Genomic DNA, 24,688 nt, shown 5'->3' with positions numbered 1-24,688 from the left:
ACACTGCATTGCTAGATTCTACAGCTTCGTCCTTTGACACACTTGCACTGCTTAATGCGGGTAAGTTGGAGGGCGCTAAGCACATCAAAATCAGTGCTGGATTGACCAGCTTTCCGCAAGCGCTGTATTCGCTCACCGACTCACTGGAAATACTCGATTTAACGGGCAACGCCCTCACGGATTTACCCAATGATTTAACGCGATTTAAGCAGTTGCGCATTTTATTTTGCTCATCCAACCAGTTTACACATGTGCCAGAGGTGTTGGGGCAGTGTGCCAAGCTAAGCATGATTGGCTTTAAAGCCAATCAAATCGAGCATATTCCGGCATCAGCCATTCCTACTCAGCATTTGCGCTGGTTTATCGTCACGGATAACCGTCTGAAACATTTGCCTGATACTTTAGGCAAGTGTGGCAAGCTGCAAAAGCTGATGTTGGCAGGCAATCAACTCAGCGTGTTACCGGAATCAATGCGGCAATGTCATGCCTTAGAGTTGTTGAGGCTATCTGCCAATCGATTCGAAGCCTTATCCGATTGGCTGTTTAATTTGCCCAAGCTCACATGGCTGGCGTATGCAGGCAATCCCTGTGCGGATATCTCCGAACGTACACACATGGCGCAGCGCCCAATACGTGCTATTGATTGGGCATCGCTGCAATTAGGACCGGTGCTTGGCCAAGGCGCTTCTGGCGTTACTTATCAATCGCAATGGCAAGATACTGCGCAATCTACACAGTGCGTGGCTGTCAAATTATTCAAAGGCGGCGTGACTAGCGATGGTCTACCAAGGTGTGAAATGCACGCCAATATGCTGGCAGGAGAGCACCCAAACTTGGTTGGCTTGAAGGGCATGGTAGATCAGCATCCGCAAGGAACTTCTGGTTTGGTCATGCCTTTGCTGGAGCCTGATTTGCACATACTGGCCGATCCGCCTAGCTTTGATAGCTGTACGCGAGATGTCTATCCGCAAGGTGGCCAGTTAACACCGGCGCAAGCATTACATATTTTGCAGGGCGTGGCAGATGCACTTTGTCATTTGCACCAGTGCGGATTGATGCACGGTGATGTCTATGCACATAATATTTTGTGGAGTGCGCAGCGGGTAGTGTTGAGTGATCTGGGTGGGGCATCGTTTTTGCCAATAGACCAGCCTGTATTAGCACATCAATTGCGGCAGTTAGATATCCGCGCATTCGACATATTGATAGAGGAGCTAGCTGAACGCGCAGGGGTAACAGCCCAGCACTTAAAGCAGCAATTGGACTTGGGCGGCTTGTCCCCATAGCGTTTCAATGACAGCAGCGGCCTCAGGTTGTTGGCTATTGGTATAAAACGTAATGTGTGGCGTGTCGCTACTGTCTGTAAGCAGTTGTTGCTCGGTTAGTTTGTGGTGTAGCTGTTTTGCCACGGCTGCACCAGTATCAATGAGTGTGACGTGTTTGCCGACGATATCTTCAATCACAGTGCGTACAAATGGGTAATGAGTGCAGCCAAGGACAATAGTATCGGCGCCTTCCGCCAAGAGCGGTGCAGTGTATTGTCGGATTAAATCGCGTGTATGTGCGGCATCCAGCTCTCCACGTTCAATACACTCCACTAAGCCTACACAGCCTTGCGTGACGACTTTAACGTTACGACCATAACTTTCCAATAAGGCCGCAAATTGTGCGCTTTTGAGGGTGCCCACTGTGGCCAGTACACCCACAATGCCATTTTGACTGGCCGCTGCGGCAGGTTTGACAGCAGGCTCCATGCCGATAATCGGTAAAGTGTAACGCGCGCGCATTTCAGTGATGGCCGCGGCCGTTGCTGTGTTACATGCCACTACAATGGCTTTGACTTGTAGCGCGATGAGGAAATCTGCAATGGCAAAACAACGCTGCTGAATCTCTTGCGGGCTTCTGTTGCCATAGGGTGCATAGCGGCTGTCCGCAAAATAGGTCAGCGCTTCATGCGGGAGTTGCGCATGTATATGCTTGAGCACGGAAATGCCGCCTACGCCAGAATCCATCACCCCAATCGGATTTTGAGACATCGTATTATTTTTAGACATGAAGAAGGAGTTCATCCTTTATAATACTGGCATTATAGATGAATTAAAGGGCGCATATCCATGCGGGCATTGGTAGCAATTGTATGCTTACCAATTGTGCAAACAGGTTTATGGGAAATCGTTTAAGCAAAATTTACACCCGTACCGGCGATGCAGGTACCACAGGTTTGGGCGATGGCACGCGCGTTGCAAAAGACCATTTGCGTGTGCAAGCCATGGGCGATGTCGATGAGCTCAATGCCGTGATTGGCCTGATGCTGACCGAACCTGTGTCTTTACAAGTTAAAACAGCATTGACGCAGATTCAGCATGATTTGTTTAACCTAGGCGGAGAGTTGTGCATGCCTGGCTATACAATGGTCAAGGCCGAGCGCGTCACGGCATTGGAACATACCTTGGATGACTGGAATGAATCATTGTCGCCATTGAAAGAATTTATTTTGCCGGGCGGTAGCCGTGCTGCGGCTTATTGCCATTTGGCTAGAACGGTATGCCGTCGCGCTGAGCGCACGATGCATACGCTGAATGCGCAAGATACGCTCACAACGGTATCACTACAGTACATCAATCGATTATCCGATTTACTGTTTGTCCTGTGTCGTCAATTGAATCAGGAAGCCGGCGTGCCTGATGTTTTATGGAATAACCCAACCCATCAATGATTAAAAAATTCCTACAAAAAGTATTTTCCAAGCGTGAGAAAGCGGCCATCGTCATCAATCAGGCCGATCCAGGGTCGGTGACCTCAGCGAATGTCATCTCAGAGAAGTCGCATAAAATCAATCAGTCGCTGATTAGTCCAGCCGCGCTCAAAACATGTGAAGGGCTGCAAAAAGCGGGTTTTCAAGCCTACATTGTCGGTGGTGCGGTACGTGATTTACTGATGCACTTCACCCCCAAAGACTTTGATGTGGCGACCAATGCTACACCCGAAGAGGTGTATAAGGTTTTTAGGCGCTCGCGCATCATTGGTAAGCGTTTTCGCTTGGTGCATGTCATGTGGGGAAATGAAACTATTGAGGTGTCTACTTTTCGCGGCCATCACTTGAGCGAAGGAGATGCACAAACCTCGGACTCCGGACGGATTATTCGCGATAATATTTTCGGGACAATTGAAGAAGACGCTGTACGTCGTGATTTTACAGCGAATGCTTTGTATTACGACACGGCGCGGCGCGAAGTCTTGGATTTTCATAATGGCGTTGCCGATTTGAAAGCCAAGCAGCTACGTATGATTGGTGATCCGGTCACGCGCTATCAGGAAGACCCGGTACGCATGTTGCGTGCGGTGCGCTTGTCTGCCAAATTGGGTTTGAAAATCGAGGCAAAGACTGAAGCACCTATCCGTAAAATGGCCGACCTGCTACAAGATGTGCCGCCGAGCCGGCTGTTTGATGAAATGCTTAAACTATTCTTGTCCGGTCACGCCATTGAGAGCATCAATGCCTTGCGTGTCCAGCAATTGCATCATGGCTTGCTGCCACTGTTAGATGTGGTACTTGAGCAACCGATGGGCGAGCGCTTTGTGATGCTGGCACTAAAAAATACCGATGACCGTATTCTGATCGGAAAATCGTCTAACCCCAGTTTTTTATTTGCGACCTTGTTGTGGCATGAGGTGCTAGCGTCTTGGCAGGTGTATCAGCAACAAGGGCAGCCGCCAATTCCGGCCTTGCATTTGGCGATGAGCGAAGTCATTGATCTCCAAGCGGAGAAAATGGCAATCCATAATCGCTTTACTGCAACCATGAAAGAAATCTGGAGCATGCAGCCGCGTTTTGAGCAGCGCTTTGGTAAACGTCCCTATGCGTTACTGACGCATCCGCGCTACCGTGCTGCTTATGATTTTCTCTTATTAAGGTGCGAGTCTGGTGAGTTACCAGAAGAGATCGGTGCGTGGTGGACGACATTTGCCGATGCTAGCACTGAAACCCGTACGGCGATGTTGCTGCCGGACACCGGCCCTAAAAAACGCCGTAGACGGCCTAAAAAGAAAACAGTTGGCTCGCCAGCCGCACAACAGCCTACGCACGATTAATCATGGCAATCGCATATATTGCACTGGGTAGCAACCTGCAAGACCCGGTCAAGCAAGTGAGCCGCGCATTTGACGCACTGGCACAGTTACCAGCAACGCGTTTGCTACTGCGCTCTAGCCTATACAAAACGGCACCCGTTGGGTATGACAATCAGCCGGACTTCATCAATGCCGTGGCTAAGATAGATACCTTGCTAGAGCCTACGGTATTACTGCGTCAATTGCTTGCTGTGGAAGCCACTTTTGGACGCGAGCGTCCATTTCCCAATGCGCCACGCGTGCTGGATTTAGATTTGTTATTGTATGACCAAATAGCGATGCATACGCCCGAGCTGATTTTGCCACACCCCAGAATGCACGAGCGTAGCTTTGTACTATTACCATTGGCTGAAATTGCACCGGATTTAACCTTACCCAATGGAAAGAGTGTTGTAGAATTGGCAACACAATACCAGCAATCAGACATTCAATCTTTATCAGGGCTTTCTGCTTAGTATGAGTATATTCAATCAATTCCCTTACATTGTAGTAGAGGGGCCGATAGGTAGTGGCAAAACAACGTTGGCTAAAATGCTGTCAGAAAAATTCTCGGCAGAGCTGCTCACCGAAAAAGCCGAGATTAATCCGTTTTTACCGCGCTTTTATCAGGATGCGCAACGTTATGCGCTACCTACGCAATTGTTCTTTTTGTTTCAGCGCTCCAGACAAATTGCCGACATGACACAGCGTGATATGTTTGCCAAGCCAACAGTTGCGGACTTCTTTTTAGAGAAAGATCCTTTGTTTGCGCGCTTGAATTTAGATGATGAAGAATATGCACTCTATCATCAAATTTATACCCATTTGCAGCTCAAATCGCCCAAGCCAGATTTAGTGATTTACTTACAAACGCCAGTGGATGAGTTGGCAGACCGCATTCAAGAGCGCAATATCAGTTATGAACAAGAAATTCCACGCGAATACATAGAACGTTTGGCAGATGCCTATAGCGAATTTTTTCACACCTATGATGCTTCGCGCCTGTTAATTGTGAACAATGAAAAGCTCAATATTATTAAAGATGAGTCGGCACTGGAATTGCTGGTCAAACGTATCAGCCAGATCAAAGGCAGTCGAGAATACTTTAATCCTAACTTTGAGTAAGTGTTTGATTATTTGTATTTTTTTAAAGCGTTAGCCCAAATGGGTCAGCCCATGTGGGTCATTGAAGTGTTGCAAATTGTTATCTATGATGCACCCATGATATTAATAAACAACTAAAGGGGTGTGACATGAAAAAACTATCAATCGTATTTGTTTTATTAATTACTGCAACAAGCGCTAACGCGGTTGTCATTGGAAGTTTAGGTAAGATTACAGTGGCTAGTATTACATTCTTGAAGCCGCCTGCACCTGTGTCGACCCCACCAGCTAATATCGTGACACCACCTGCAGCTGAACAGAACGTTTCTACACTAATCCCTGAGCAGAATTTTGTGATTTTCACAGAAGAAACAAAGCAACTTATTAATGAGATTGTGAATTGTGTTGATGTGCCTAATGAGGGCGGTCATGATAACGTGAGCGCAGTACCGGTACCAGCATCCTTACCATTGATGGCCACTGCGCTAGGTATTTTTGGCATCACACGTCGCCGTAAAACATTTAAATAGCGGCTAGTGGTATTGCAAATGCCGCTTGAGTTTTATGATTAAAGCAGCCAAGTTAGGCTGCTTTTTTTATGGGCATTTCCATGAAAATACTGACCAATCAAAAAACCGGCAGTGTTTAGTTGTAAAATAGGGCATGCTTTTATCTGATATTTCACAAAAAATACAGCGTGGCGATAAGCTTGCCATGCTGACTTGTTACGATGCTACCTTTGCCAAGTTGATGGAGTCTGAAGGGGTAGACATATTGTTGGTGGGCGACTCATTGGGGATGGTCTTGCATGGGCAGACTGATACCTTACAAGTAACGCTGCAAGACATGTGTTACCACACCCGCACCGTGGCTGCTGGTGCAAGGCAAACAGTCATCATGGCCGATATGCCTTATGGCACTTATGAGCATGACCAAGAGCTTGCCTTGCAACATGCGCAACAGTTGATCAATAGCGGTGCACATATCGTCAAAATTGAGGGTGGTGGCGCAATGGTAAACACGGCTAAGTACTTGATAGATCGTGGCATATCGGTGTGTGCGCACCTTGGCTTTACTCCGCAATCGGTAAATCAATTGGGTGGCTATAAAATTCAAGGTAAAACGGAATCAGCAGCAAATATCATCATGCAAGATGCGCAAGCGATGAGTGATGCAGGCGTGAGTTTTGTCTTGTTGGAAATGGTGCCAGCGCAATTGGCCAGAACCATCACACAGTCGATCAACGCGCCAACTATTGGCATTGGCGCAGGGGCGGATTGCAGTGGCCAAGTGTTGGTGCTGCAGGATTTGTTAGGCATTTACTCTGGGTCCGCTAATAAGCCTGCAGATGCATTTAAAGCGCCGCGCTTTGTGCGTAATTTTTTGAGCGAAACCGGCAGTGTGCAAAGCGCGGTGCGCGCTTATATACATGCAGTCAAAGCGGGTACATTTCCTGCGCCGCAACATAGCTATTAAGAGGTGAGTCGTATGCAATTGATTCATTCTGTACAAGCGTTGCGAGACGCGCTAAGTGCGCATGCTGATATCGCATTTGTGCCCACCATGGGCAATTTACATGCCGGGCATTTGCATTTGGTTGCATTAGCCAAGCAACATGCAAGTTGTGTAGTGGTGAGTATATTTGTCAACCCGTTGCAGTTTGGTGCGAATGAGGACCTAGCCAATTATCCCCGCACGTTAGAGGCAGATTGTGAGAAGTTACAGCAATTAGGCGTCAATTATGTGTTTGTGCCTACGGTGAGTGAGGTCTATCCGGATTTTGATGGCGTCAATTTGCATCAAACCATGACCATACAGCCGCCGCCCATTGCCAATACCTTGTGCGGAGCAACGCGCCCTGGGCATTTTATGGGGGTAGCAACTGTGGTGTTGAAGCTATTTAATATGGTACAGCCGCAAGTGGCGGTGTTTGGTAAAAAAGACTTTCAACAGTTGCACATTATTCAAGCACTGGTGCGTCAATTCAATTTGCCGTTGACCATTGTGGCGGGTGAGACCATGCGCGAGCCAAGTAATTTAGCCATGAGCTCACGTAATGGCTATTTGAGTTTTGCCGAGAAAACGCAAGCCACACAATTGATTCGTGCCTTAAAAGAAGTGGAAGAGAAAGCCCTACAGGGCCAGCATGATTACGTCAGCTTAGAGCAAGCAGCGACACAGCAGTTGACGCAGCAAGGGTGGCAGGTAGACTATGTGGCTATACGGTCTGCTCAGACTTTATTGCCTGCTACGCCGCAAGATATACAACTAGTTGTATTAGGTGCCGCAAAATTAGGTAAAACACGCTTGATTGATAACATTGAATTTTGCGCTAAACCCTTGAAATGATTATAATAGCAACCCTTTCGCCGAGTTAGGCAACCAAGTTAGGTCAACACAATGCAAAGAACCATGCTTAAATCCAAATTGCATCGAGTGCATGTCACGCATAGTGAGTTGCATTATGAGGGCAGTTGCGCGATTGACGAGGCTTTATTGGAAGCAGCCAACATCTGTGAATATGAACAGATTAATATTTATAATGTGACCAATGGTGAGCGTTTCAGTACCTACGCTATCCGTGCGGCGCGACATTCCGGCATTATTTCTGTCAACGGGGCTGCCGCACACAAAGCGCACCCTAAAGATATCATCATCATTGCCAGCTATGCGCATTACACGGAAATTGAATTAGAAAAATATGCGCCGCAACTTGTCTATGTCGATCCGCAAAATCGCATTGTAGAGCAAAAAAAATCCATCCCTGTGCAAGCAGCTTAATGCCATTCAGATAAAAGAGAATTTCTTGTTAGAACTTACAGCCATGAAAGACGCGGTCGTTGACGCGTTAGAAGACATCAAAGGGTTTGATATTTCCGTGCTTGATGTGCGAAAAATGACCTCACTCACTAGTTACATGATTATTTGTAGCGCCAATTCCAGCCGCCAAGCTAAGTCGCTTGCAGATAATGTCCGCGAAAAGCTGAAAGAAAAAGGCGTTGATATTCGCGGTGTCGAAGGCGAGAAAGAGGGCGAGTGGGTACTGGTCGACTTAGAAGATATTATTGTGCATATCATGGTACCTACCGCGCGCGCTTACTATAACTTGGAGCAGTTATGGAGCGAGACCGAGAATCGCAGAAGTGGCCATGTGACGCAAGACGTTTTGAAATCCTCAGCAGTTTAACCACGCTTTAACTCCTGCATGAAACTGAAAATCCTCTCAGTGGGCCATAAAATGCCACATTGGGTGGGGTTGGCATGTGCCGAATATTTAAAACGTATGCCACGTGAGTTTGCAACAGAAATCATCGAAATCAAACCCGATAAGCGTGCCTCAGGTAAAAATAGTGAGGTAGTGCAAGAAGCAGAAGCCAAGCGTATTTTGGAGGTTGCTGATAAAGACTACCTAGTAGTACTAGATGAGCATGGTCAAGAGGTGACTTCCTTACAGTTGGCTACCAAAATGGAGCATTGGCAGACCTTGGGCAAAGACATCTCACTCGTCATTGGTGGGGCCGATGGTTTGCATGATAGCCTCAAGCAAAAAGCCAATTGGTTGTGGAGTTTATCTCGGCTGACTATGCCACATGGCCTGGTGCGTGTCATGCTTAGCGAGCAACTGTATCGCGGTTATACCGTCATTCAACATCATCCGTATCACAAAGAATAATCCATCTAGCATGCATTTTGCTTAATACAGCATCGTGCATGTTGCGTCGTTGCAATTCAGGGTATTTGTGCATTGCGTCTACCAAAATTTTTGGAGAGTTCTGAATGATGGATAATGAGTTGTTGGTGCTGTTGTCAAAATTTTCTGTTGCGGCGCGAAAGGTGATTGGGCCTGTTAATCCGGCAAAAGTCGTTAAAGATCAAGAGTATGCGAGACATGTCTTTGAGCAAGCCGATACATTGGGCGATGAAGAACTGCTGCTGGTTTCGCTAGAGTTACAAAATAAATTAGGTTTTTTGGATCAAAAGGTGGTGCCTATTTCTGCACCTGCAAAAAAAGAAGAAGTAGTCGCCGCTAAGTATCTTTTTGGTGCACGAGGGTAGTGACCGCACATCTTTGAGCAAAATTGCTTACAATGCGGTTTTCATTTATCGCATTGCTCAATGTCTTTACAGATTCAAAAAGCACTTGTTTGGTTTAGGCGTGATTTGCGTGATTTTGATCACGCCGCCTTGTATCACGCGCTCAAACAAGCCGCTAATGTCTACTGCGTATTTGTGTTTGATCGACACATCCTAGATACCCTACCAAACAAAGCAGATCGCCGTGTCGAGTTTATTTGGGAGAGTGTGCGGGAGCTCAAGTTGGCTTTGCAACAGCAAGGTGGCGATTTGTTAGTCGCTTATGATTTCGCCGAACAGTTTATTCCTCAGTTGGCGCATACACTTCAAGTCGATGCAGTATATAGCAATCGTGATTATGAGCCTGCTGCCATTGCACGCGATGCCGCCGTGGCCGCACATTTAAAAGCCAAAAAAATTGCTTTTCACCAATATAAAGACCAAGTCATTTTTGAGCAAGGTGAGGTATTGTCGCAAGCCGGTAAACCTTATGGTGTGTTTACTCCCTATCGTAACGCGCATATCAAAAAGCTGAATGATTTCTACGTTAAGCCATACCCGGTTGATGCCTATCGCCATCACTATGCTGTAGCTAGTGATGAAATCGCACAGCAGTATGTCTTGCGCGAGTTAGCGCAAATGGGATTCACGCGCACCAATCTGCAAAGCATGAAGCTGCCAACAGGCATGTCTGGTGGAAAAGCGCTGCTTGAGGATTTTCTCGAGCGCATAAGTTATTACGAAGAGGCGCGTAATTTTCCGGCAGTGAAAGGCCCTTCTTATCTCTCGGTACATTTGCGTTTTGGCACGGTATCCATCCGCTATTTGGCAAGAGTCGCGTGGCAAAAAGGAAGCGCAGGTGCAACAACTTGGCTCAATGAGCTTATCTGGCGAGATTTTTACTTTCAGATTTTGTATCATCGGCCCGATTTGGCTGAAGGTAAGGCTTATAAAGCAGAATATGAAGCGTTGCACTTTCCAAATAATCCAGCGCATTACCTTGCCTGGTGCGAAGGCAAGACTGGCTACCCACTTGTGGATGCTGCCATGCGTCAGTTGAACCAGACCGGGTATATGCATAATCGATTGCGCATGGTCGCTGGGAGTTTTCTGGTGAAAGATTTATTGGTGGATTGGCGCTGGGGTGAGCGCTACTTTGCGCAACACCTGATTGATTTTGATTTTTCGGCCAACAATGGTGGTTGGCAATGGGCCGCTTCCACCGGGTGTGATGCGCAACCCTACTTCAGAATCTTCAATCCGGTCTCGCAATCGGAGAAATTTGACCCGCAAGGTAAGTTTATTCGCAAATATGTGCCAGAAATTGCTATGTGTAGTGACAAAGAAATACATGCCCCATGGACAATTTCGTCATTTAGGCAACAACTTATCGCACTAGAAATCGGGCGTGATTACCCATATCCAATTGTCGATCATGCCGTACAACGAGCACTGGCACTGGATCTGTACAAATCGGCTAAGATATAAGTGTGATGATGCAATACTTGGTGTGAGAATTGCTTGGTTTGTTTCGGTTGTCATACACAAGCGATTAATTTATGCTTGGCATACTTAAAAAGGGGATAGGTATTGGCTTGATGCTATGGACAATCCCACCAGTGTAAGTAATAATTGTTAAAGTAGTGTTACATATATTGGTGTTAGGTGGTTGTTGCCAATACTAAAAATAAGCGATAAAACAAATGATCAAACAATTAAAGCATGTATTTTTTGCCGTTGCGCTCACCAGTATGGTCGCAGGATGTGCAACTGCAACCAATAAAGACCCGCTAGAAGGGGTCAATCGTGGTATTTACAAATTCAATGATGTGGCTGACCGTGGCTTGATTAAGCCCGTTGCAACCGCTTATAAAACGGTGACACCATCACCGATTCGCAAGGGTGTGAGCAATTTCTTTAGTAACATTGGCACGCTCACTACTGTCATTAACGATTTATTACAGTTCAAATTCGCACATGCGTTTACTGATGCCGGTCGTTTTGTGATTAATACCACATTTGGTTTGGCTGGGTTGATTGATGTAGCCAGCATGGACAATATTGAAAAGCGTAGCGAGGACTTTGGTCAAACGCTAGGGCACTGGGGGGTAGGCAATGGCGCTTATCTAGTGCTGCCATTTATTGGCCCAAGTACTGTGAGAGATGCTGCTGGTTTGGCGGTAGATACAGTGACTTCCGACCCGATCACTTATACGCATAACATTGGTCAGGTTCGCTTACACAATCAGTTGCGCACGGCTCAGTTAATTGATAAACGTACACAGTTGCTGGATGCTACGGATATCGTCGATAACGCGTCTATTGACCCATATGCATTCTTACGTGATGCCTATTTGCAACGCCGAGCTAGCTTAGTGCAAGATGGTTTAGTGCCACAAGATCTGATTAAGCAAGACGATGGCGATTTTGAACCTGCGGAAGAAGATGCAGAGCCAGCGAAGTAAATAGCACGCAAGCTCGCGATTTAGCACAATAAAAAAGCCCCGTACTCGGGGCTTTTGTATTGTATAACAACCCGGATGATCTTAGTCGCTGGCGGCTACCGTCATGCGCTCAAGTAAAACAGAGCCGATCAGTTTCGAGCTATGCGGAATCACATCGGTACCGATACCAATAATACTTTGCAACATTTCTTTCATGTTACCGGCAATGGTGATTTCTTCTACCGGATGCACAATCACACCATTCTCCACCCAAAAGCCGGCGGCACCGCGCGAATAATCCCCGGTTACCATGTTCAGCCCGTGCCCTAATACTTCGGTCACTAACAGACCTGTGCCCATCAGTTTCAGTAAATCGTCAAAGCTGTGTTGTGTATCTTGCACAATGAGATTGTGCGCACCACCAGCATTGCCTGTGGTTTGCATACCTAGCTTTCGTGCCGAGTAGCTTGAGAGTACATAGCCCTGCAGTACCCCGTTTTGCACCAATTGGCGTGCATGCGTTGCTACGCCCTCGCTATCAAATGGGCTGCTTGCCGATCCTTTAAGCAGATGAGGGGCTTCCTGAATGTTCAGCAAAGGCGCGCCTACGGATTTGCCCAAGCTATCTAATAGAAATGAGGATTTACGATATAAGCTACCACCGGAAATGGCGCTGATCAGTGAGGAAATAAGGCTGCCAGCCAGCGGTGCTTCAAATAGAACCGGATACTGGCCAGTTTTAATTGGTTTGCAGCCTAAACGACGCACCGTGCGCTCACCTGCGCATCGGCCGACTGCAATTGCTGAGTCTAAGTCTTCTGCGGCGCGTGCACTGCTATACCAATAATCACGCTGCATGGCCTCTTCTGCTTCTGCAATCACCGAGCAACTAATGCTATGACGTGTGCTTGGATAGCCATGATTGAACCCATGTGAATTGGCGTACGCAAATACGCCAGCGTTGGTATAGATACTTGCGCCTTCGGAGTTGGTGATGCGTTTGGTGTCCACATCAAGTGCAGCGCGCTCACATTGCTTTGCAATCTCAATAGCATCGTCAACGCCTATTTTCCATGGGTGAGACAGCGATAAATCCGGAAATTCTGTAGCCATGAGTGCAGCATCTGCGAGCCCGCAAAATGGATCGTTTGCGGTGAATTTTGCAATATTACAGGCAGCCTCTACCGTATCTTTTAATGCTTTTGGACTTAAGTCAGAACTACTGGCATGGCCTTTTCTGTCTTGAAAATACACCGTCACCGATACCCCTTTGTCTCGGTTGTATTCAATATTCTCTACTTCGCCCAGCCGCACCGAAACGTTTTGTCCGGTGCCATAACTTACTTCGGTTTCTGCGCTGGATGCGCCTGCGAGTTTGGCCTGTTTCAGTACGTCTTCCGCGATTTGCTTTAAGGTATCTAAATCCATGAACAGTCTTTAAGGGTTAAATGATCGTGTTAAAGCTGTTATCATACCGTGATTGGCATATTTCATGCCGCACTCAATCAAAAATCATGCAAGATAAAGACGCAATTATCCCAGTAATCAGTAAAACTAAGCTTAAGGCAGAGGCCGATGCTGCGCAGGCGATTGGCAAAAAGTTGGTGGATTTGCCTAAAGACAAACTACTTAAACTGAATTTGCCGGAAGCCCTGTTTGAGGCGGTGATCGAAGCGAAACGCATTACAGCCAACGGTGCGATTAGACGCCAAATGCAATACTTAGGACGATTGATGCGAGACCTTGATCCTGCGCCCATCGTAGATCAGTTGCAACGCTGGGAAGGTAAGCACAATGAAGAGAATGCGCGCTTTCATGGCATGGAACGTTGGCGCACACGCCTACTAGCAGACGCACAGGCGGTGTCTGAGTTTTTATTGGCATATCCGCAAACGGATAGTCAGCAGCTGCGTACATTGATACGTAATGTGCAGCGAGAAGAAGCGGCACAAAAGCCGCCTAAAAGTAGTCGTGAGCTATTCAAGCTGATTCGTGAAACGATTGAAGCTAAAAGTGAGCACATCGAAGAGTAATTAGTAATTGAAGAATAAAAGGAAGGGCTATGGAGATGAACTATCAAGCACAATTAAATCTTGGGGATGCAGACAGCCCAATCCCAATGATTAGAACCAAGGAAACACTGGACTTGCTCAGCGTGAACGATGTACTAAAAGTGACAGTCGCGCGCGACTCTGCTGTACAGAACATTAGGACTTTGATTTCTAATAACTCTTTCGAGTTATTAGATGTGACAAAAGAAGCTGATCAACACGTGTTGTTGATCAAAAAGTTATAGCCCACTTTTATCAGGCATCACTTATTCCTTAGGCGGAAAAAAGAACTCGTTTGGGTGTCGGTTTAAACGCGAAAGTAGTGTTCTAGTGAAAATACGCCAATGCTCAAAGCGTACTTTTCTGGATTTCATCGCTACATACAGTGCCAAAAAGAAGCTAGTCAGCAGGTTGGCAGTCGCCACTAATACAATGCCAAGCAACGCTAACGTCAGCATGGTATAGGTGATTTGAAAGTCCAATGCACTTACGGAAAAGCTAAAAAACGCTGAAACAAAGGTCACGTGACGAATGTCCAGTGGTAGGCCCAACATGACCCCCAAGCCAGAAGTAATGCCCAATAAGCAACCAAAGTAGAAGTTACCGGCTAGGGCACCTAAATTGTCCCGAATGTAATTGGAAACGCTTTGTAAGCGTGCTTCGCCCAAGCCTTTCTTGAGCCATTTCAATGCATTGATGCGTTCTGGAATTTTATTAAACGCCGATAAATTGTCATGAAAGCCAGCAATTAACCCAGCCAAAAATAAACACACTCCTGCCATTGCGCCATAAATTACTGCGCCACTGTGTAGCGGGTCATTCGATTTGAGCAGTGCATGTGCCTTTTCTGGCGTAATAAAATGGTGGCCAGTACAATACTGGATCAGCAGGTCAAACAGCATGGCAAATGGAATGATGATAATCACATTGCCGAGAACTGCACTGGTTTGACTGCTAGTGGTTTGAGAAACAATCTTCACTAGGCTATCCAGACTTTTGATTTTGCTACCACTTTCACCAATCGTCGCCGCAATCGTGGCAGCAGTCATGGCCGGTTGTTTGGTGGCCACTGTAAAGTGTAGTACATGAATAATGACAAAGCCTAGGCCATAGTTAAGGCTTACCAGTATGGTTTCTGTCAGTGGTGGCAGGTGCGCCGTTGTAATCAACACCTTTAGCACCGCCATACAGGTGATGATAAGTCCGGCGCCCATGGCGGATTTCACCAGCGCAAAATATTGCGAACGATTTTCCGCAATATAATGCTCCCCAGTGCGGCCAGCGTTTTCTGTGACGCGTAACGCCATCAACTCCATGTTTTGTTGCCAGTGACTGGAAATACTGTTTTTCTCGCACTCGGCGGCGACCAGCGATTTAAATAATGGCACGACTTTGCCGGCCACATCATGCTCACCGTCCGATGGCTCGGACAGCTGGGGATTGCTTACACTAATGAAAATATGGAAGAGCTGCCGTAACCGTGCGATTTGTTGTTGAATGCGTTGTATCAGAGCAGTCAATTGGATGCTGGTCCCGGTTTGCTCGCAGCCCTTCCTCACTTTATCCGTCACCAGCTGACACTGGTCTAACATGACATGCATATGATTGATGTCTGCTTGCGTTAACTGCTGTTCAGACAAGAGCTTATGTAGCTCAACATTCTGGATAATAAAAGGTGAGGTGTAGTTTTCCAAATGCTCATGATTTTTAATGAGATCAGAGTCAAGTCCAGAGGCAGATAGCCGATACGATAGCACCTGGATGGCGTCTACCAGTTGCTTGTTGGCTTTGCTTTTGAGCGTGTGGTCAGCGCGTTGAAACTGCAACGTAGCAAATAAATCTTTCCATATGACATCGTCTACTTCACATACCCATTCAGCATCGGAAGATACATGGAAGATGAGCCCGAACACGTCTTTCAGATACTGTGTGTCTATTGCGTCTGGCAAGATACGGTGGGAGATACGTCGGAATAATTCGGCAAAAAATCCATGGTTTGTTTGAATGCCGGAATCCGCAAACAATGAGACCGATTTCTTTTCTTGGATAATATGAAGAATTGCGTTTCTCAATAACGTGGCATCTTCTTCATGCTGATTCAACGTAAAGCATAACGCCTGAATTGCGTGCGCAGCTTCTTCATGGTGACTGGGGTCACTCGGCCGGATTTCGGCAATCAGTGCGGCGAGAAATTCAGTGGTATCTGCTTGTGAGGCGGCAAGTTTTTGTTTGTAATTATTAAAGATATCTAGAAACATTGTGCGTATATTTTGATGGTTGTTGAGCACAGCTTAACATACATTTTACGGAAGCCTGCCACACGCCGAAGCCGCAACAGGCTAATTTACAGCCAGTATAATGGTTGTAAATTTATGGCTAGTTCAACTGCGCGGTGGCCGTTTGTTCAACGTCATCACGCACAAACTGGATGCTAACGACTTTCCCTTTTAATTGACGTACGGTAGAGGTTAAGTCTTCCGGTTTTTCTAATACCACGTTGTTGAGTTTTAATAGGCGGTCGCCTCTGATCAGGCCTGCTTTGGCTGCAGGAGATTCCTTGATGACAGCTAGCAGTTGTAAGCCGGGGACTTCAGTTGCCTGATCGGGATCGCCGGATTTAGGGACTAACTTGATGACATGCACCCCTAAAGTTGGGGTGGGAAGCTTGGCCCAGTAGCTGGCATAGTATTTATACACCGTAGGCTCGCTCGCCATGTCCTTTTCTGTCAGCGATTTGCCAGATTTCACTGCCTCGCGAATCATTTCCATTTTTGAACTGGCCGATTTGGCTGAGCCATATTTGCTATACACCAATACCACATCGGCCTTAATCGTTTTACCATGTTGTAGCGCTAAGTCTGCCGGCACATCACCGCCTTCAAAACCACTGCTGCCCATCATGTCATAGCCATTTTCCAGCATGCTGATATTGTCTTCTTCCTTATGGTTGCTGACATACATTTTGGTATCTAGGCTCGCCTGTGCCGAGGTCAAGCCATATGCATTCTGCGCTTTATAATTTTTGGCGTATAAATTTTCGTCGGCTGAAGCAAACGTACTCACAATAAGCGCTAACACTGTAAACGCCATCAGTAACATCCATTTTTTTTGTATGTGTTGACGTGCTGAAATGGCTAATGCTTTGGATTGTGGGGCTAGCTTATTTTGAGGGGCGGTGATATTGACTATCTTGACGCCAGAATTGTCGCGCATAAATTTCCTTTAAGGTCGAAAATGATATGATTTCACTTCATGTGGCTATTGTGACAGCAAAATGGTAAAACAATTCATAAAAATAGGCTTGGTTTCAATCAGTGATCGTGCTTCGCAAGGCGTGTATGACGACAAAGGCATCCCCAGTTTACAGGCGTGGCTGACAAAGGCCTTGCTGACACCATTTGTGGTGGAGGCACGTTTAATTCCTGATGAGCAAATGCTAATTTCCAGCACGCTGGTCGATTTGGTCGATGTGGAAAAGTGCCATTTAATTTTGACGACGGGCGGTACCGGCCCTGCGTTGCGAGATGTAACGCCAGAGGCCACACTTGCCATTGCTGACAGAGAAATGCCGGGCTTTGGTGAGCAGATGCGCCAGATTAGTTTGCACTTTGTGCCCACCGCAATTTTGTCTAGGCAGGTGGCCGCGATTCGTAAACAAAGCTTGATAATTAATCTACCTGGCCAGCCCAAAGCGATTCAGGAAACGCTAGAGGGCTTGAAAGATAACAATGGCAAAGTCATTGCCCATGGTATTTTTGCAGCAGTACCTTATTGTTTGGATTTGTTAGCTACGGCGGATGCGCCAATGCCTTATTTAGAGACGCATGCCGATATTGTGACTGCGTTTAGACCTAAGTCAGCAGTGAAGTCTACATAACATGATACAAATCATTAAACGCTGGGTAGTTGCAAGCTTGCCGTACCTATTTATGCTGTTACTCATGTTGGTTACCTATCTCATGTTAATTGAGCTACCTCCCAAAGAGGGTGGCTGGCCATATTGGGATAAAGTACAGCACATTGCCGTGTTTGTGATGCTCACTTTGCTGGCGTTGCTTGCATTTCCCAAGTGGCGTTGGCAATCGGCAGTTGGGCTCGCTATGTATGGCGCAGTTATCGAATGGGCGCAGGGGGCATGGACGATTACCCGTATGCCAAGTGTGGGAGATTGGTTGGCAGATGTTGTCGGTATTGCCATCAGTTTGATCGTGTACAGTTGGCTCGTGCGATTGCCGTATGTAAGTAAAGTAGTATCAGATGCCCAATGAGATTGAAATGCACGGCGAATTTGATTTAATCGCACGGTACTTTACACGCGCCACACCCAAGGCCGATTTAGGTGTGGGGGATGATGCCGCGCTAGTGCGTGTTGCACCACATTGTCAGTTGGTGGTATCGGTCGATGCCTCTGTAGTAGGCACTCACTTTTACGCAGATTGCCCCCCGGCATGGATTGGTTGGAAAGCGCTAGCCGTCAATGTGTCGGACATGGCAGCCATGGGCGCCATGCCAAAATGGATCACACTTGCGCTAGCTTTGCCGGAGCAGAATTCGCATTGGCTGGCAGGATTTGCACAAGGATTTTTTGATTGCGCCACGCAATTTGATATTGATTTGATAGGGGGCGACACCACACGTGGACCGCTCAATATTACCGTGCAAATCATGGGCGAGGTGCCAACTGGTCAGGCGTTGTTACGCAGCGGCGCGCAAGTGGGGGATGATATTTGGGTATCAGGTATGCTGGGGAGTGCGGCGTTAGGCTTGGCACATATACAAAAAAAATTGATAGTGCCGGATGTGATCTTGGCCGACTGTTTAAAAGCGTTGCATCAGCCACAGCCGCGTTTGGCCATAGGCATGGGGTTGAGAGGTATGGCGCATAGCTGTATCGATATCTCAGATGGGCTGATTGCTGATTTAGGTCATATCCTCAAGGCGTCAGATGTGGGGGCAGAGATTGATTTAGAGAAAGTACCTTGTCTATCCATGGTAAAACAATCGTTACATAGTCCACTTTTCCAGCAAGCGATATTATCCGGTGGCGATGATTATGAATTGTGCTTTACCGTACCTAAACACAAGCGTGCCGAGATTGAAGTACTCAGTCAGCGGTGCGGCGTGCCTTTGACATGCATTGGTGAAGTGACTTCTGGCGCAGGCTTGCTACTGACATATCAGAACCAGCCATTATCTTTTGCCGGAAAGGGGTTTGATCATTTTGGCTAGTGCGCCTTCATTGAAATTGTTGCTATCGCACCCTGTGCATTGTTTAAGTTTTGGCTTTGGCACTGGGTTATCCCCTAAAGCGCCTGGTACATTGGGTACTTTGGTAGGTTTTCCGTTCTTTCTAGGCGTCATGCATCTGGCGATGTCTCAGCAATTGCTAATGATTGCTGTGTTGTTTGCTTTGGGCATTTATTTTTGTCATCAGACTGGACTTGCTTTAGGGGTAAGTGACCATGGCGCCATCGTTTGGGATGAAATCGTGGCCATGATGCTGGTGCTTGTATTTACGCCGCAACAATGGGGATGGTGGCTCGCCGCATTTCTATTATTTCGCTTGTTTGATATTTGGAAGCCTTTTCCAATTCGTCAGTGCGATGCCATGGTAAAAGGCGGGTTAGGCGTGATGTTAGATGACTTATTGGCAGCGTTATATGCCATTGTATGTATACAAGGATGGATATGGATGAATTAGTGCTGCTGGCTGAAGAGTTGGGTGCGCAGCTTAAGCAACGCAAAGAGGTGCTGGCGTTAGCGGAATCGTGCACTGGTGGCCTAGCTGCTGTGGCTATCACTAGTGTTGCGGGCAGCTCAGCTTGGTTTGATTGTGGATTTGTTACGTATAGCAATCAATCCAAAGTGGATGCACTTGGTGTGTCTGCGCAGACGTTGGATGAGTATGGTGCAGTGAGCGAGCAAGCCGCGGTAGCGATGGCGCAGGGGGCATTAAAAAACAGTCAGGCGAGTCTAGCAGGCAGTATCACGGGCATTGCTGGGCCAAGTGGGGGCACCAAGCAAAAGCCTGTCGGCACAGTTTGTTTTGCTTGGGCACATGCCGATGGCCGACTGAAGCGTTCAACGCAACTGTTTCGCGGGGATCGGACGCAGATACGACATCAAGCCGCAGAACATATGTTGCTAGGCTTGATGGGTATGCTTAAATAATAATGCGCTAGTCGCGACCACGACCTCTGCCACCGTGGTTGTGACCACGATCCCAATCGCCGCGGCCTCTGTCCCATCCACGGTGATGTCCTTGGTAGTGGTCGTTATTATAGTAACGATATTGCACTACAGGAGCGTAGCGAATTGCACGCGGTGGTCCATAGTAAGCGGGCCCTCCATAATAGACGGCGCTTGGCGCAGGGTAATAGTACACGGCAGGCGGTGGCGCATAGCCATACCCGCCAATATTTACACCTAGACTAAATGAATCGCGCGCACTGGCTACCGACATCGTTGCACCAGTAATCGCGATGGTTACAAATAAAGCTTTTAAAATTTTCATATCTCCTCCATCTAATAAATGGTCACTCCCTACCAGTTAAAACGCGTTCAATTAGCAAAAGTTTACAAGCGTTTTCTGAATAATTTGGGCATGATGGTTTCTTAAGTAAATGACGAGCGAACAGTGCTTGGTGCTTACCATAAATAGCAATTTATGAAATAATGGTCAGTTAATTTAAGTGGTTTAAAATAAAGGCAAAATTTACATGGATGACAACAAAAGCAAAGCGCTAGCAGCCGCACTTTCTCAGATTGAAAAGCAATTTGGCAAAGGCTCCATCATGCGCATGGGTGATTCCGATATCGGGGAAGATATTCAAGCGGTTTCCACAGGTTCTTTGGGTTTGGATATTGCGCTAGGGATTGGAGGCTTGCCCCGTGGTCGTATTGTTGAAATCTATGGCCCAGAATCCTCAGGTAAAACGACTTTAACGCTTTCTGTGATTGCCGAAATGCAAAAGGTGGGCGGTGTGGCCGCGTTTATTGATGCGGAGCATGCGCTAGATCCACAATACGCAGCCAAACTAGGCGTGAATGTGCCGGACTTGCTGATTAGCCAACCGGATACAGGTGAGCAAGCGCTTGAAATTGCGGACATGCTTGTACGCTCAGGTTCTGTGGATATTGTCGTCGTCGACTCTGTCGCTGCACTCACGCCGCGTGCTGAAATTGAAGGCGAGATGGGTGATAGCCATATGGGCTTACAGGCTCGTTTGATGTCACAAGCTTTGCGTAAGTTGACAGGTAACATCAAGCGCACCAACACCTTGGTCATCTTTATTAACCAGATCCGCATGAAAATTGGCGTGATGTTTGGTAACCCAGAGACCACGACTGGTGGTAATGCGCTTAAATTCTATGCATCCGTGCGTTTAGATATTCGTCGTACCGGCGCGATTAAAAAAGGTGATGAAGTCACTGGTTCCGAAACGCGTGTCAAAGTCATTAAAAATAAAGTAGCGCCGCCGTTTAAACAGGCCGAATTTGACATCATGTATGGCGAGGGGATTTCTCGCTTAGGTGAAATTATTGAGTTAGGCGCGAATATTAAATTGGTAGAAAAAGCCGGTGCTTGGTACAGCTACAATGGCGAGAAAATTGGCCAAGGTAAAGAAAACGCGAAAGAGTATTTACGTGAGCATCCAGAAATCGCTGCAGAGATTGAAGCGAAAATTCGCGCCAATGCAAAACAAATTGCCGAGGTGATGCCTTCTGCACGTGGCGAAGACGATTAACTTATCTTTTGTCAGCTGCAGAAAATTGCATGTTAGCCAATGGCAATGGTCGAGAAGTCATTAAGGCAACGCGCGCTGGAGTATCTGGCTAAACGTGAATACTCTTATGCCGAGTTAAGCCAAAAGCTTAAAGCGTATGCAGAAGAAACGGATGATATACCAGCGCTACTAGATGATTTTAAACAGCGTGGTTGGCTAAGTGATGCAAGATTTACAGAGCAAATTGTGCATGCGCGTAAAGCCAAATTTGGTAGTGCAAAGGTAGCACATGAGTTACGTGAAAAAGGTGTGGCAGACGAGCTGATTACGCAGGCAGTAGAAACACTTAAAGAGACTGAGTTGGACAATGCGCGAGAGGTGTGGCGCAAGAAATTTAAAGCAGGTCCACAAAACCGCGAGGAGTGGGCCAAACAGGCCAGATTTTTACAAAGCCGAGGTTTTGGTTTTGACATTATAAAGAACGTATTGAATAGTAAGTTTGAAGATGACAATTAAACTCAGTAGCAAACCCAGCAGTAACGAAATCCGCCAAGCATTTCTAGACTTCTTCGCCTCTAAAGGCCATCAAGTGGTGGCGTCTAGCTCACTTGTGCCACATGGTGACCCGACCTTGCTGTTCACCAATGCGGGTATGAATCAGTTTAAAGATGTGTTTTTGGGGTTTGATAAACGTCCTTATACCCGTGCGACGAGCAGCCAAAAATGTGTGCGTGCTGGTGGTAAGCATAACGATTTAGAAAACGTGGGCTACACCGCACGTCACCATACTTTCTTTGAAATGCTCGGCAATTTCAGCTTTGGTGATTACTTTAAGCGTGATGCGATTCAATACGCATGGGAGTTACTGACCGAAGTCTACAAGTTGCCTAAAGAGAAATTGCTAGTCACGGTTTATGCAGAGGACGATGAAGCCTTTGATATTTGGACCAAAGAAATTGGTGTGCCCGTAGAGAAAGTCATTCGTATTGGCGATAACAAAGGTGCACGCTATGCCTCAGACAACTTTTGGATGATGGGTGACACCGGCCCATGTGGCCCATGTACGGAAATCTTTTACGATCACGGCGACAAACACTGGGGTGGACCTCCGGGCAGCCCGGATGAAGATGGCGATCGCTTCATTGAGATTTGGAACAACGTCTTTATGCAGTTCAACCGCGATGAGGCGGGCGTGATGCATCCATTGCCTAAACCAAGTGTGGATACGGGTATGGGATTGGAGCGTATCTCGGCAGTATTGCAAGGCGTGCATGCCAACTATGAGATTGATTTATTTCAAACGCTGATTGCAGCAGCGGCACGTGAAACCAAAGCCGCTGACTTAGCCAGCCCAAGTCTAAAAGTATTGGCAGACCATATCCGTGCCTGTTCATTCTTGATTGCCGATGGCGTGATTCCTGGCAACGAAGGGCGTGGCTATGTATTGCGCCGTATTATTCGCCGCGCGATTCGTCATGGCTATAAATTAGGTGTGCGTAGTGCGTTCTTTCATCATATGTTGCCAGACTTGGTCAAAGAAATGGGCGGTGCTTACCCAGAGCTGGTGAGTGAGCAAAAACGTATTGACGACATTCTTAAACAAGAAGAAGACCGCTTTTTTGAAACCATTGAAAATGGCATGCAAATTTTGGAAGCCGCTTTATCTAAACATCCCGTCGGCACTGATTTGTTGTTAGGGGACAATTTAGCTTTTAAACTTCATGACACATATGGATTCCCATCTGATCTGACAGCGGATATTGCTCGTGAACGTGACATAAAAATTGATGTGGCTGAATTTGAAGTCTCGATGGCACGCCAGAAAGAACAAGCGCGGGCTGCCGGAAAATTCAAAATGGCGACGAATCTGGAATATGACGGTCGAGCCACCACTTTCCACGGTTACGAAAAACTGGAAACGTCAGCTAAGGTGTTGGCGCTATATAAAGATGGCACTTCTATTAACACCCTGAGTGAAGGTGATATGGGCGTGGTGGTATTAGACGATACCCCGTTTTATGCAGAGTCAGGTGGTCAGATTGGTGACAGTGGCGAGTTGCGCGCAAGCGATGGCATTTTTGCCGTAGAAGACACCCAAAAAATTCAGGCCACCGTGTTTGGTCACCATGGCGTATTAAAAACAGGGTCGTTAAACGTAGGCGATATTGTATCTGCACGTGTGAATACACAAGCACGTGCCAACACTATGCGTAACCATTCCGCCACCCATTTGATGCACAAAGCATTACGCGAAGTATTAGGCGAGCATGTGCAACAAAAAGGCAGTTTGGTTGATACTGAAAAAACCCGCTTTGACTTTGTGCACAATGCGCCCATGACCGATGCGCAAATCGCGCAAGTGGAAACGATTGTGAATGCAGAGATTTTAGCGAATGCTGCGACACAGGCGCGCGTCATGGATATTGAATCTGCACAAAAAACTGGCGCCATGATGTTATTTGGTGAGAAGTATGGCGATGAAGTGCGCGTATTGGATATTGGCTCAAGCCGTGAGTTGTGTGGTGGTACCCATGTAAGCCGCACAGGTGATATTGGCTTATTCAAAATTACATCTGAAAGTGGTGTGGCCGCTGGTGTACGGCGTGTGGAAGCCACTACCGGTGAAGGCGCGTTAAAGCTAATCAATGCGCAACAAGCCTTGATTACACAATTGGCGAACGATTTAAAAGCGCCTGCACATGAGTTAGCCAACAAAGTTGCACAACTGAACGAACATGCAAAGTCACTTGAAAAAGAACTTGCACGTTTAAAATCCAAGCTGGCATCCGCGCAGGGTGATGATTTGGTTGCGCAGGCAATAGATATTGCAGGCGTCAAAGTATTGGCTGCGATGCTAGAAGGTGCTGATGCCAATGGTCTGCGCGAAACCATGGACAAACTGAAAGACAAACTCAAGTCGGCAGTGATTGTGTTAAGCGCTGTTAACGATGGAAAAGTGAGCTTGGCTGCCGGTGTAACGCAAGATTTGATTGCTAAAGTCAAAGCGGGCGATTTGGTGAATCACGTGGCTAGCCAAGTGGGCGGTAAAGGTGGTGGTAAGCCGGATATGGCGATGGCAGGCGGCACAGATCCAAGTCAACTGTCTACGGCATTGGCTAGTGTAGAAGCTTGGGTAAAAGCCAAATTAGGCTAAATTAAAGAACTGAGTAAGCCTACT

The 24,688-nt window shown here is 46.9% G+C and carries 29 protein-coding genes; 24 read left to right on the top strand and 5 right to left on the bottom strand.

What is annotated here, in order from left to right:
* Positions 1 to 8: 8 nt before the first annotated feature.
* Positions 9 to 1,286 carry a leucine-rich repeat-containing protein kinase family protein gene (locus FG11_RS09390; protein ID WP_047534593.1) on the top strand — a complete coding sequence of 426 codons (1,278 nt, stop codon included), beginning with the start codon at positions 9 to 11 and terminating at the stop codon, positions 1,284 to 1,286.
* Here the strand turns inward: FG11_RS09390 and murI are convergent.
* Positions 1,248 to 2,054 carry a glutamate racemase gene (gene murI / locus FG11_RS09385; RefSeq protein ID WP_088177904.1) on the bottom strand — a complete coding sequence of 269 codons (807 nt, stop codon included), beginning with the start codon at positions 2,052 to 2,054 and terminating at the stop codon, positions 1,248 to 1,250. The genes FG11_RS09390 and murI overlap by 39 nt on opposite strands.
* Positions 2,055 to 2,164: 110 nt before the next feature.
* On the opposite strand from murI, the gene FG11_RS09380 reads away from it, so the two are divergent.
* From FG11_RS09380 to FG11_RS09320, 13 genes are all read left to right on the top strand, one after another.
* On the top strand, positions 2,165 to 2,716 hold the full coding sequence (locus FG11_RS09380) for a cob(I)yrinic acid a,c-diamide adenosyltransferase (protein ID WP_020182824.1): 552 nt from the start codon (positions 2,165 to 2,167) through the stop codon (positions 2,714 to 2,716).
* On the top strand, positions 2,713 to 4,092 hold the full coding sequence (pcnB, locus tag FG11_RS09375) for a polynucleotide adenylyltransferase PcnB (RefSeq protein ID WP_047534588.1): 1,380 nt from the start codon (positions 2,713 to 2,715) through the stop codon (positions 4,090 to 4,092). Before FG11_RS09380 ends, pcnB begins: the two co-directional genes overlap by 4 nt.
* Positions 4,093 to 4,094: 2 nt before the next feature.
* Entirely contained in the window at positions 4,095 to 4,586 is a 492-nt protein-coding gene (gene folK / locus FG11_RS09370) for a 2-amino-4-hydroxy-6-hydroxymethyldihydropteridine diphosphokinase (protein WP_047534587.1), read from the top strand.
* A gap of 1 nt (position 4,587) precedes the next feature.
* Positions 4,588 to 5,235, top strand: a complete 648-nt coding sequence (locus FG11_RS09365; protein WP_020182821.1) for a deoxynucleoside kinase — start codon at positions 4,588 to 4,590, stop codon at positions 5,233 to 5,235.
* 128 nt (positions 5,236 to 5,363) lie between these two features.
* A complete protein-coding gene (locus FG11_RS13710; protein WP_047534584.1) occupies positions 5,364 to 5,744 on the top strand; it encodes a VPLPA-CTERM sorting domain-containing protein in 381 nt (126 codons plus the stop codon).
* A 133-nt stretch (positions 5,745 to 5,877) separates the two neighbouring features.
* The gene (panB, locus tag FG11_RS09355) at positions 5,878 to 6,690 is read left to right on the top strand and encodes a 3-methyl-2-oxobutanoate hydroxymethyltransferase (protein ID WP_047534578.1); all 813 of its coding nucleotides are present in this window, start codon (positions 5,878 to 5,880) and stop codon (positions 6,688 to 6,690) included.
* A 12-nt stretch (positions 6,691 to 6,702) separates the two neighbouring features.
* On the top strand, positions 6,703 to 7,563 hold the full coding sequence (panC, locus tag FG11_RS09350) for a pantoate--beta-alanine ligase (protein ID WP_047534575.1): 861 nt from the start codon (positions 6,703 to 6,705) through the stop codon (positions 7,561 to 7,563).
* Positions 7,564 to 7,614: 51 nt separating this feature from the next.
* Positions 7,615 to 7,995 (top strand): aspartate 1-decarboxylase, encoded by a 381-nt coding sequence (gene panD / locus FG11_RS09345; protein WP_025224872.1) that lies wholly within the window; start codon positions 7,615 to 7,617, stop codon positions 7,993 to 7,995.
* Between the two features lie 43 nt (positions 7,996 to 8,038).
* Positions 8,039 to 8,401, top strand: a complete 363-nt coding sequence (gene rsfS / locus FG11_RS09340) for a ribosome silencing factor (protein ID WP_088177930.1) — start codon at positions 8,039 to 8,041, stop codon at positions 8,399 to 8,401.
* Positions 8,402 to 8,419: 18 nt separating this feature from the next.
* Positions 8,420 to 8,887 (top strand): 23S rRNA (pseudouridine(1915)-N(3))-methyltransferase RlmH, encoded by a 468-nt coding sequence (gene rlmH, locus FG11_RS09335; protein ID WP_047534569.1) that lies wholly within the window; start codon positions 8,420 to 8,422, stop codon positions 8,885 to 8,887.
* A gap of 104 nt (positions 8,888 to 8,991) precedes the next feature.
* Entirely contained in the window at positions 8,992 to 9,270 is a 279-nt protein-coding gene (locus tag FG11_RS09330) for a hypothetical protein (protein ID WP_235276374.1), read from the top strand.
* A 60-nt stretch (positions 9,271 to 9,330) separates the two neighbouring features.
* Positions 9,331 to 10,776 (top strand): cryptochrome/photolyase family protein, encoded by a 1,446-nt coding sequence (locus tag FG11_RS09325; protein WP_052185010.1) that lies wholly within the window; start codon positions 9,331 to 9,333, stop codon positions 10,774 to 10,776.
* Between the two features lie 215 nt (positions 10,777 to 10,991).
* Positions 10,992 to 11,753 (top strand): MlaA family lipoprotein, encoded by a 762-nt coding sequence (locus FG11_RS09320; protein ID WP_020182810.1) that lies wholly within the window; start codon positions 10,992 to 10,994, stop codon positions 11,751 to 11,753.
* An 81-nt stretch (positions 11,754 to 11,834) separates the two neighbouring features.
* On the opposite strand, the gene pmbA is transcribed toward FG11_RS09320, so the two are convergent.
* Positions 11,835 to 13,160 (bottom strand): metalloprotease PmbA, encoded by a 1,326-nt coding sequence (pmbA, locus tag FG11_RS09315; protein WP_047534566.1) that lies wholly within the window; start codon positions 13,158 to 13,160, stop codon positions 11,835 to 11,837.
* An 86-nt stretch (positions 13,161 to 13,246) separates the two neighbouring features.
* Between pmbA and yjgA the strand changes: the two genes are divergently transcribed.
* Both yjgA and FG11_RS09305 read left to right on the top strand, forming a co-directional pair.
* Positions 13,247 to 13,765 carry a ribosome biogenesis factor YjgA gene (gene yjgA / locus FG11_RS09310; protein WP_047536063.1) on the top strand — a complete coding sequence of 173 codons (519 nt, stop codon included), beginning with the start codon at positions 13,247 to 13,249 and terminating at the stop codon, positions 13,763 to 13,765.
* 29 nt (positions 13,766 to 13,794) lie between these two features.
* Complete coding sequence (locus FG11_RS09305) at positions 13,795 to 14,028, top strand: sulfurtransferase TusA family protein (protein WP_020182807.1); 234 nt, start codon at positions 13,795 to 13,797, stop codon at positions 14,026 to 14,028.
* Between the two features lie 21 nt (positions 14,029 to 14,049).
* On the opposite strand, the gene FG11_RS09300 is transcribed toward FG11_RS09305, so the two are convergent.
* Complete coding sequence (locus tag FG11_RS09300) at positions 14,050 to 16,041, bottom strand: site-specific recombinase (protein ID WP_047534563.1); 1,992 nt, start codon at positions 16,039 to 16,041, stop codon at positions 14,050 to 14,052.
* Positions 16,042 to 16,159: 118 nt separating this feature from the next.
* Complete coding sequence (locus FG11_RS09295) at positions 16,160 to 16,996, bottom strand: PDZ domain-containing protein (protein ID WP_047534560.1); 837 nt, start codon at positions 16,994 to 16,996, stop codon at positions 16,160 to 16,162.
* Between the two features lie 61 nt (positions 16,997 to 17,057).
* Here FG11_RS09295 and mog point away from each other — a divergent pair, with 61 nt between their 5' ends.
* The 5 genes from mog to FG11_RS09270 are packed head-to-tail and all read left to right on the top strand — an operon-like array spanning position 17,058 to position 19,954.
* Positions 17,058 to 17,660, top strand: coding sequence for a molybdopterin adenylyltransferase (gene mog, locus FG11_RS09290; protein ID WP_047534557.1), 603 nt, complete (start codon positions 17,058 to 17,060; stop codon positions 17,658 to 17,660).
* A 1-nt stretch (position 17,661) separates the two neighbouring features.
* Complete coding sequence (locus tag FG11_RS09285; RefSeq protein ID WP_047534554.1) at positions 17,662 to 18,051, top strand: VanZ family protein; 390 nt, start codon at positions 17,662 to 17,664, stop codon at positions 18,049 to 18,051.
* Complete coding sequence (gene thiL, locus FG11_RS09280) at positions 18,041 to 19,012, top strand: thiamine-phosphate kinase (protein WP_235276373.1); 972 nt, start codon at positions 18,041 to 18,043, stop codon at positions 19,010 to 19,012. Before FG11_RS09285 ends, thiL begins: the two co-directional genes overlap by 11 nt.
* Positions 18,996 to 19,484 (top strand): phosphatidylglycerophosphatase A family protein, encoded by a 489-nt coding sequence (locus FG11_RS09275; protein ID WP_025224864.1) that lies wholly within the window; start codon positions 18,996 to 18,998, stop codon positions 19,482 to 19,484. Before thiL ends, FG11_RS09275 begins: the two co-directional genes overlap by 17 nt.
* Positions 19,472 to 19,954 carry a CinA family protein gene (locus FG11_RS09270; RefSeq protein ID WP_047534551.1) on the top strand — a complete coding sequence of 161 codons (483 nt, stop codon included), beginning with the start codon at positions 19,472 to 19,474 and terminating at the stop codon, positions 19,952 to 19,954. The genes FG11_RS09275 and FG11_RS09270 overlap by 13 nt, the downstream gene beginning before the upstream one ends.
* 7 nt (positions 19,955 to 19,961) lie before the next feature.
* Here FG11_RS09270 and FG11_RS09265 read toward each other — a convergent pair whose 3' ends face one another.
* Positions 19,962 to 20,297 (bottom strand): hypothetical protein, encoded by a 336-nt coding sequence (locus FG11_RS09265; RefSeq protein WP_020182799.1) that lies wholly within the window; start codon positions 20,295 to 20,297, stop codon positions 19,962 to 19,964.
* Between the two features lie 205 nt (positions 20,298 to 20,502).
* On the opposite strand from FG11_RS09265, the gene recA reads away from it, so the two are divergent.
* From recA to alaS, 3 genes are read left to right on the top strand one after another with little or no spacing between them, the layout of a single operon-like run.
* Positions 20,503 to 21,531 (top strand): recombinase RecA, encoded by a 1,029-nt coding sequence (recA, locus tag FG11_RS09260; protein ID WP_020182798.1) that lies wholly within the window; start codon positions 20,503 to 20,505, stop codon positions 21,529 to 21,531.
* A 39-nt stretch (positions 21,532 to 21,570) separates the two neighbouring features.
* Complete coding sequence (recX, locus tag FG11_RS09255) at positions 21,571 to 22,026, top strand: recombination regulator RecX (RefSeq protein WP_020182797.1); 456 nt, start codon at positions 21,571 to 21,573, stop codon at positions 22,024 to 22,026.
* Positions 22,016 to 24,664, top strand: a complete 2,649-nt coding sequence (gene alaS, locus FG11_RS09250) for an alanine--tRNA ligase (protein WP_047534548.1) — start codon at positions 22,016 to 22,018, stop codon at positions 24,662 to 24,664. The genes recX and alaS overlap by 11 nt, the downstream gene beginning before the upstream one ends.
* Positions 24,665 to 24,688 lie beyond the last annotated feature (24 nt).

This window comes from Methylotenera sp. N17, from assembly GCF_000799155.1.
Taxonomy (GTDB): Bacteria; Pseudomonadota; Gammaproteobacteria; order Burkholderiales; family Methylophilaceae; genus Methylophilus.
The sequence above is the reverse complement of the archived record's forward strand: the minus strand, read 5'-3'. Positions and strand labels throughout refer to the sequence as shown.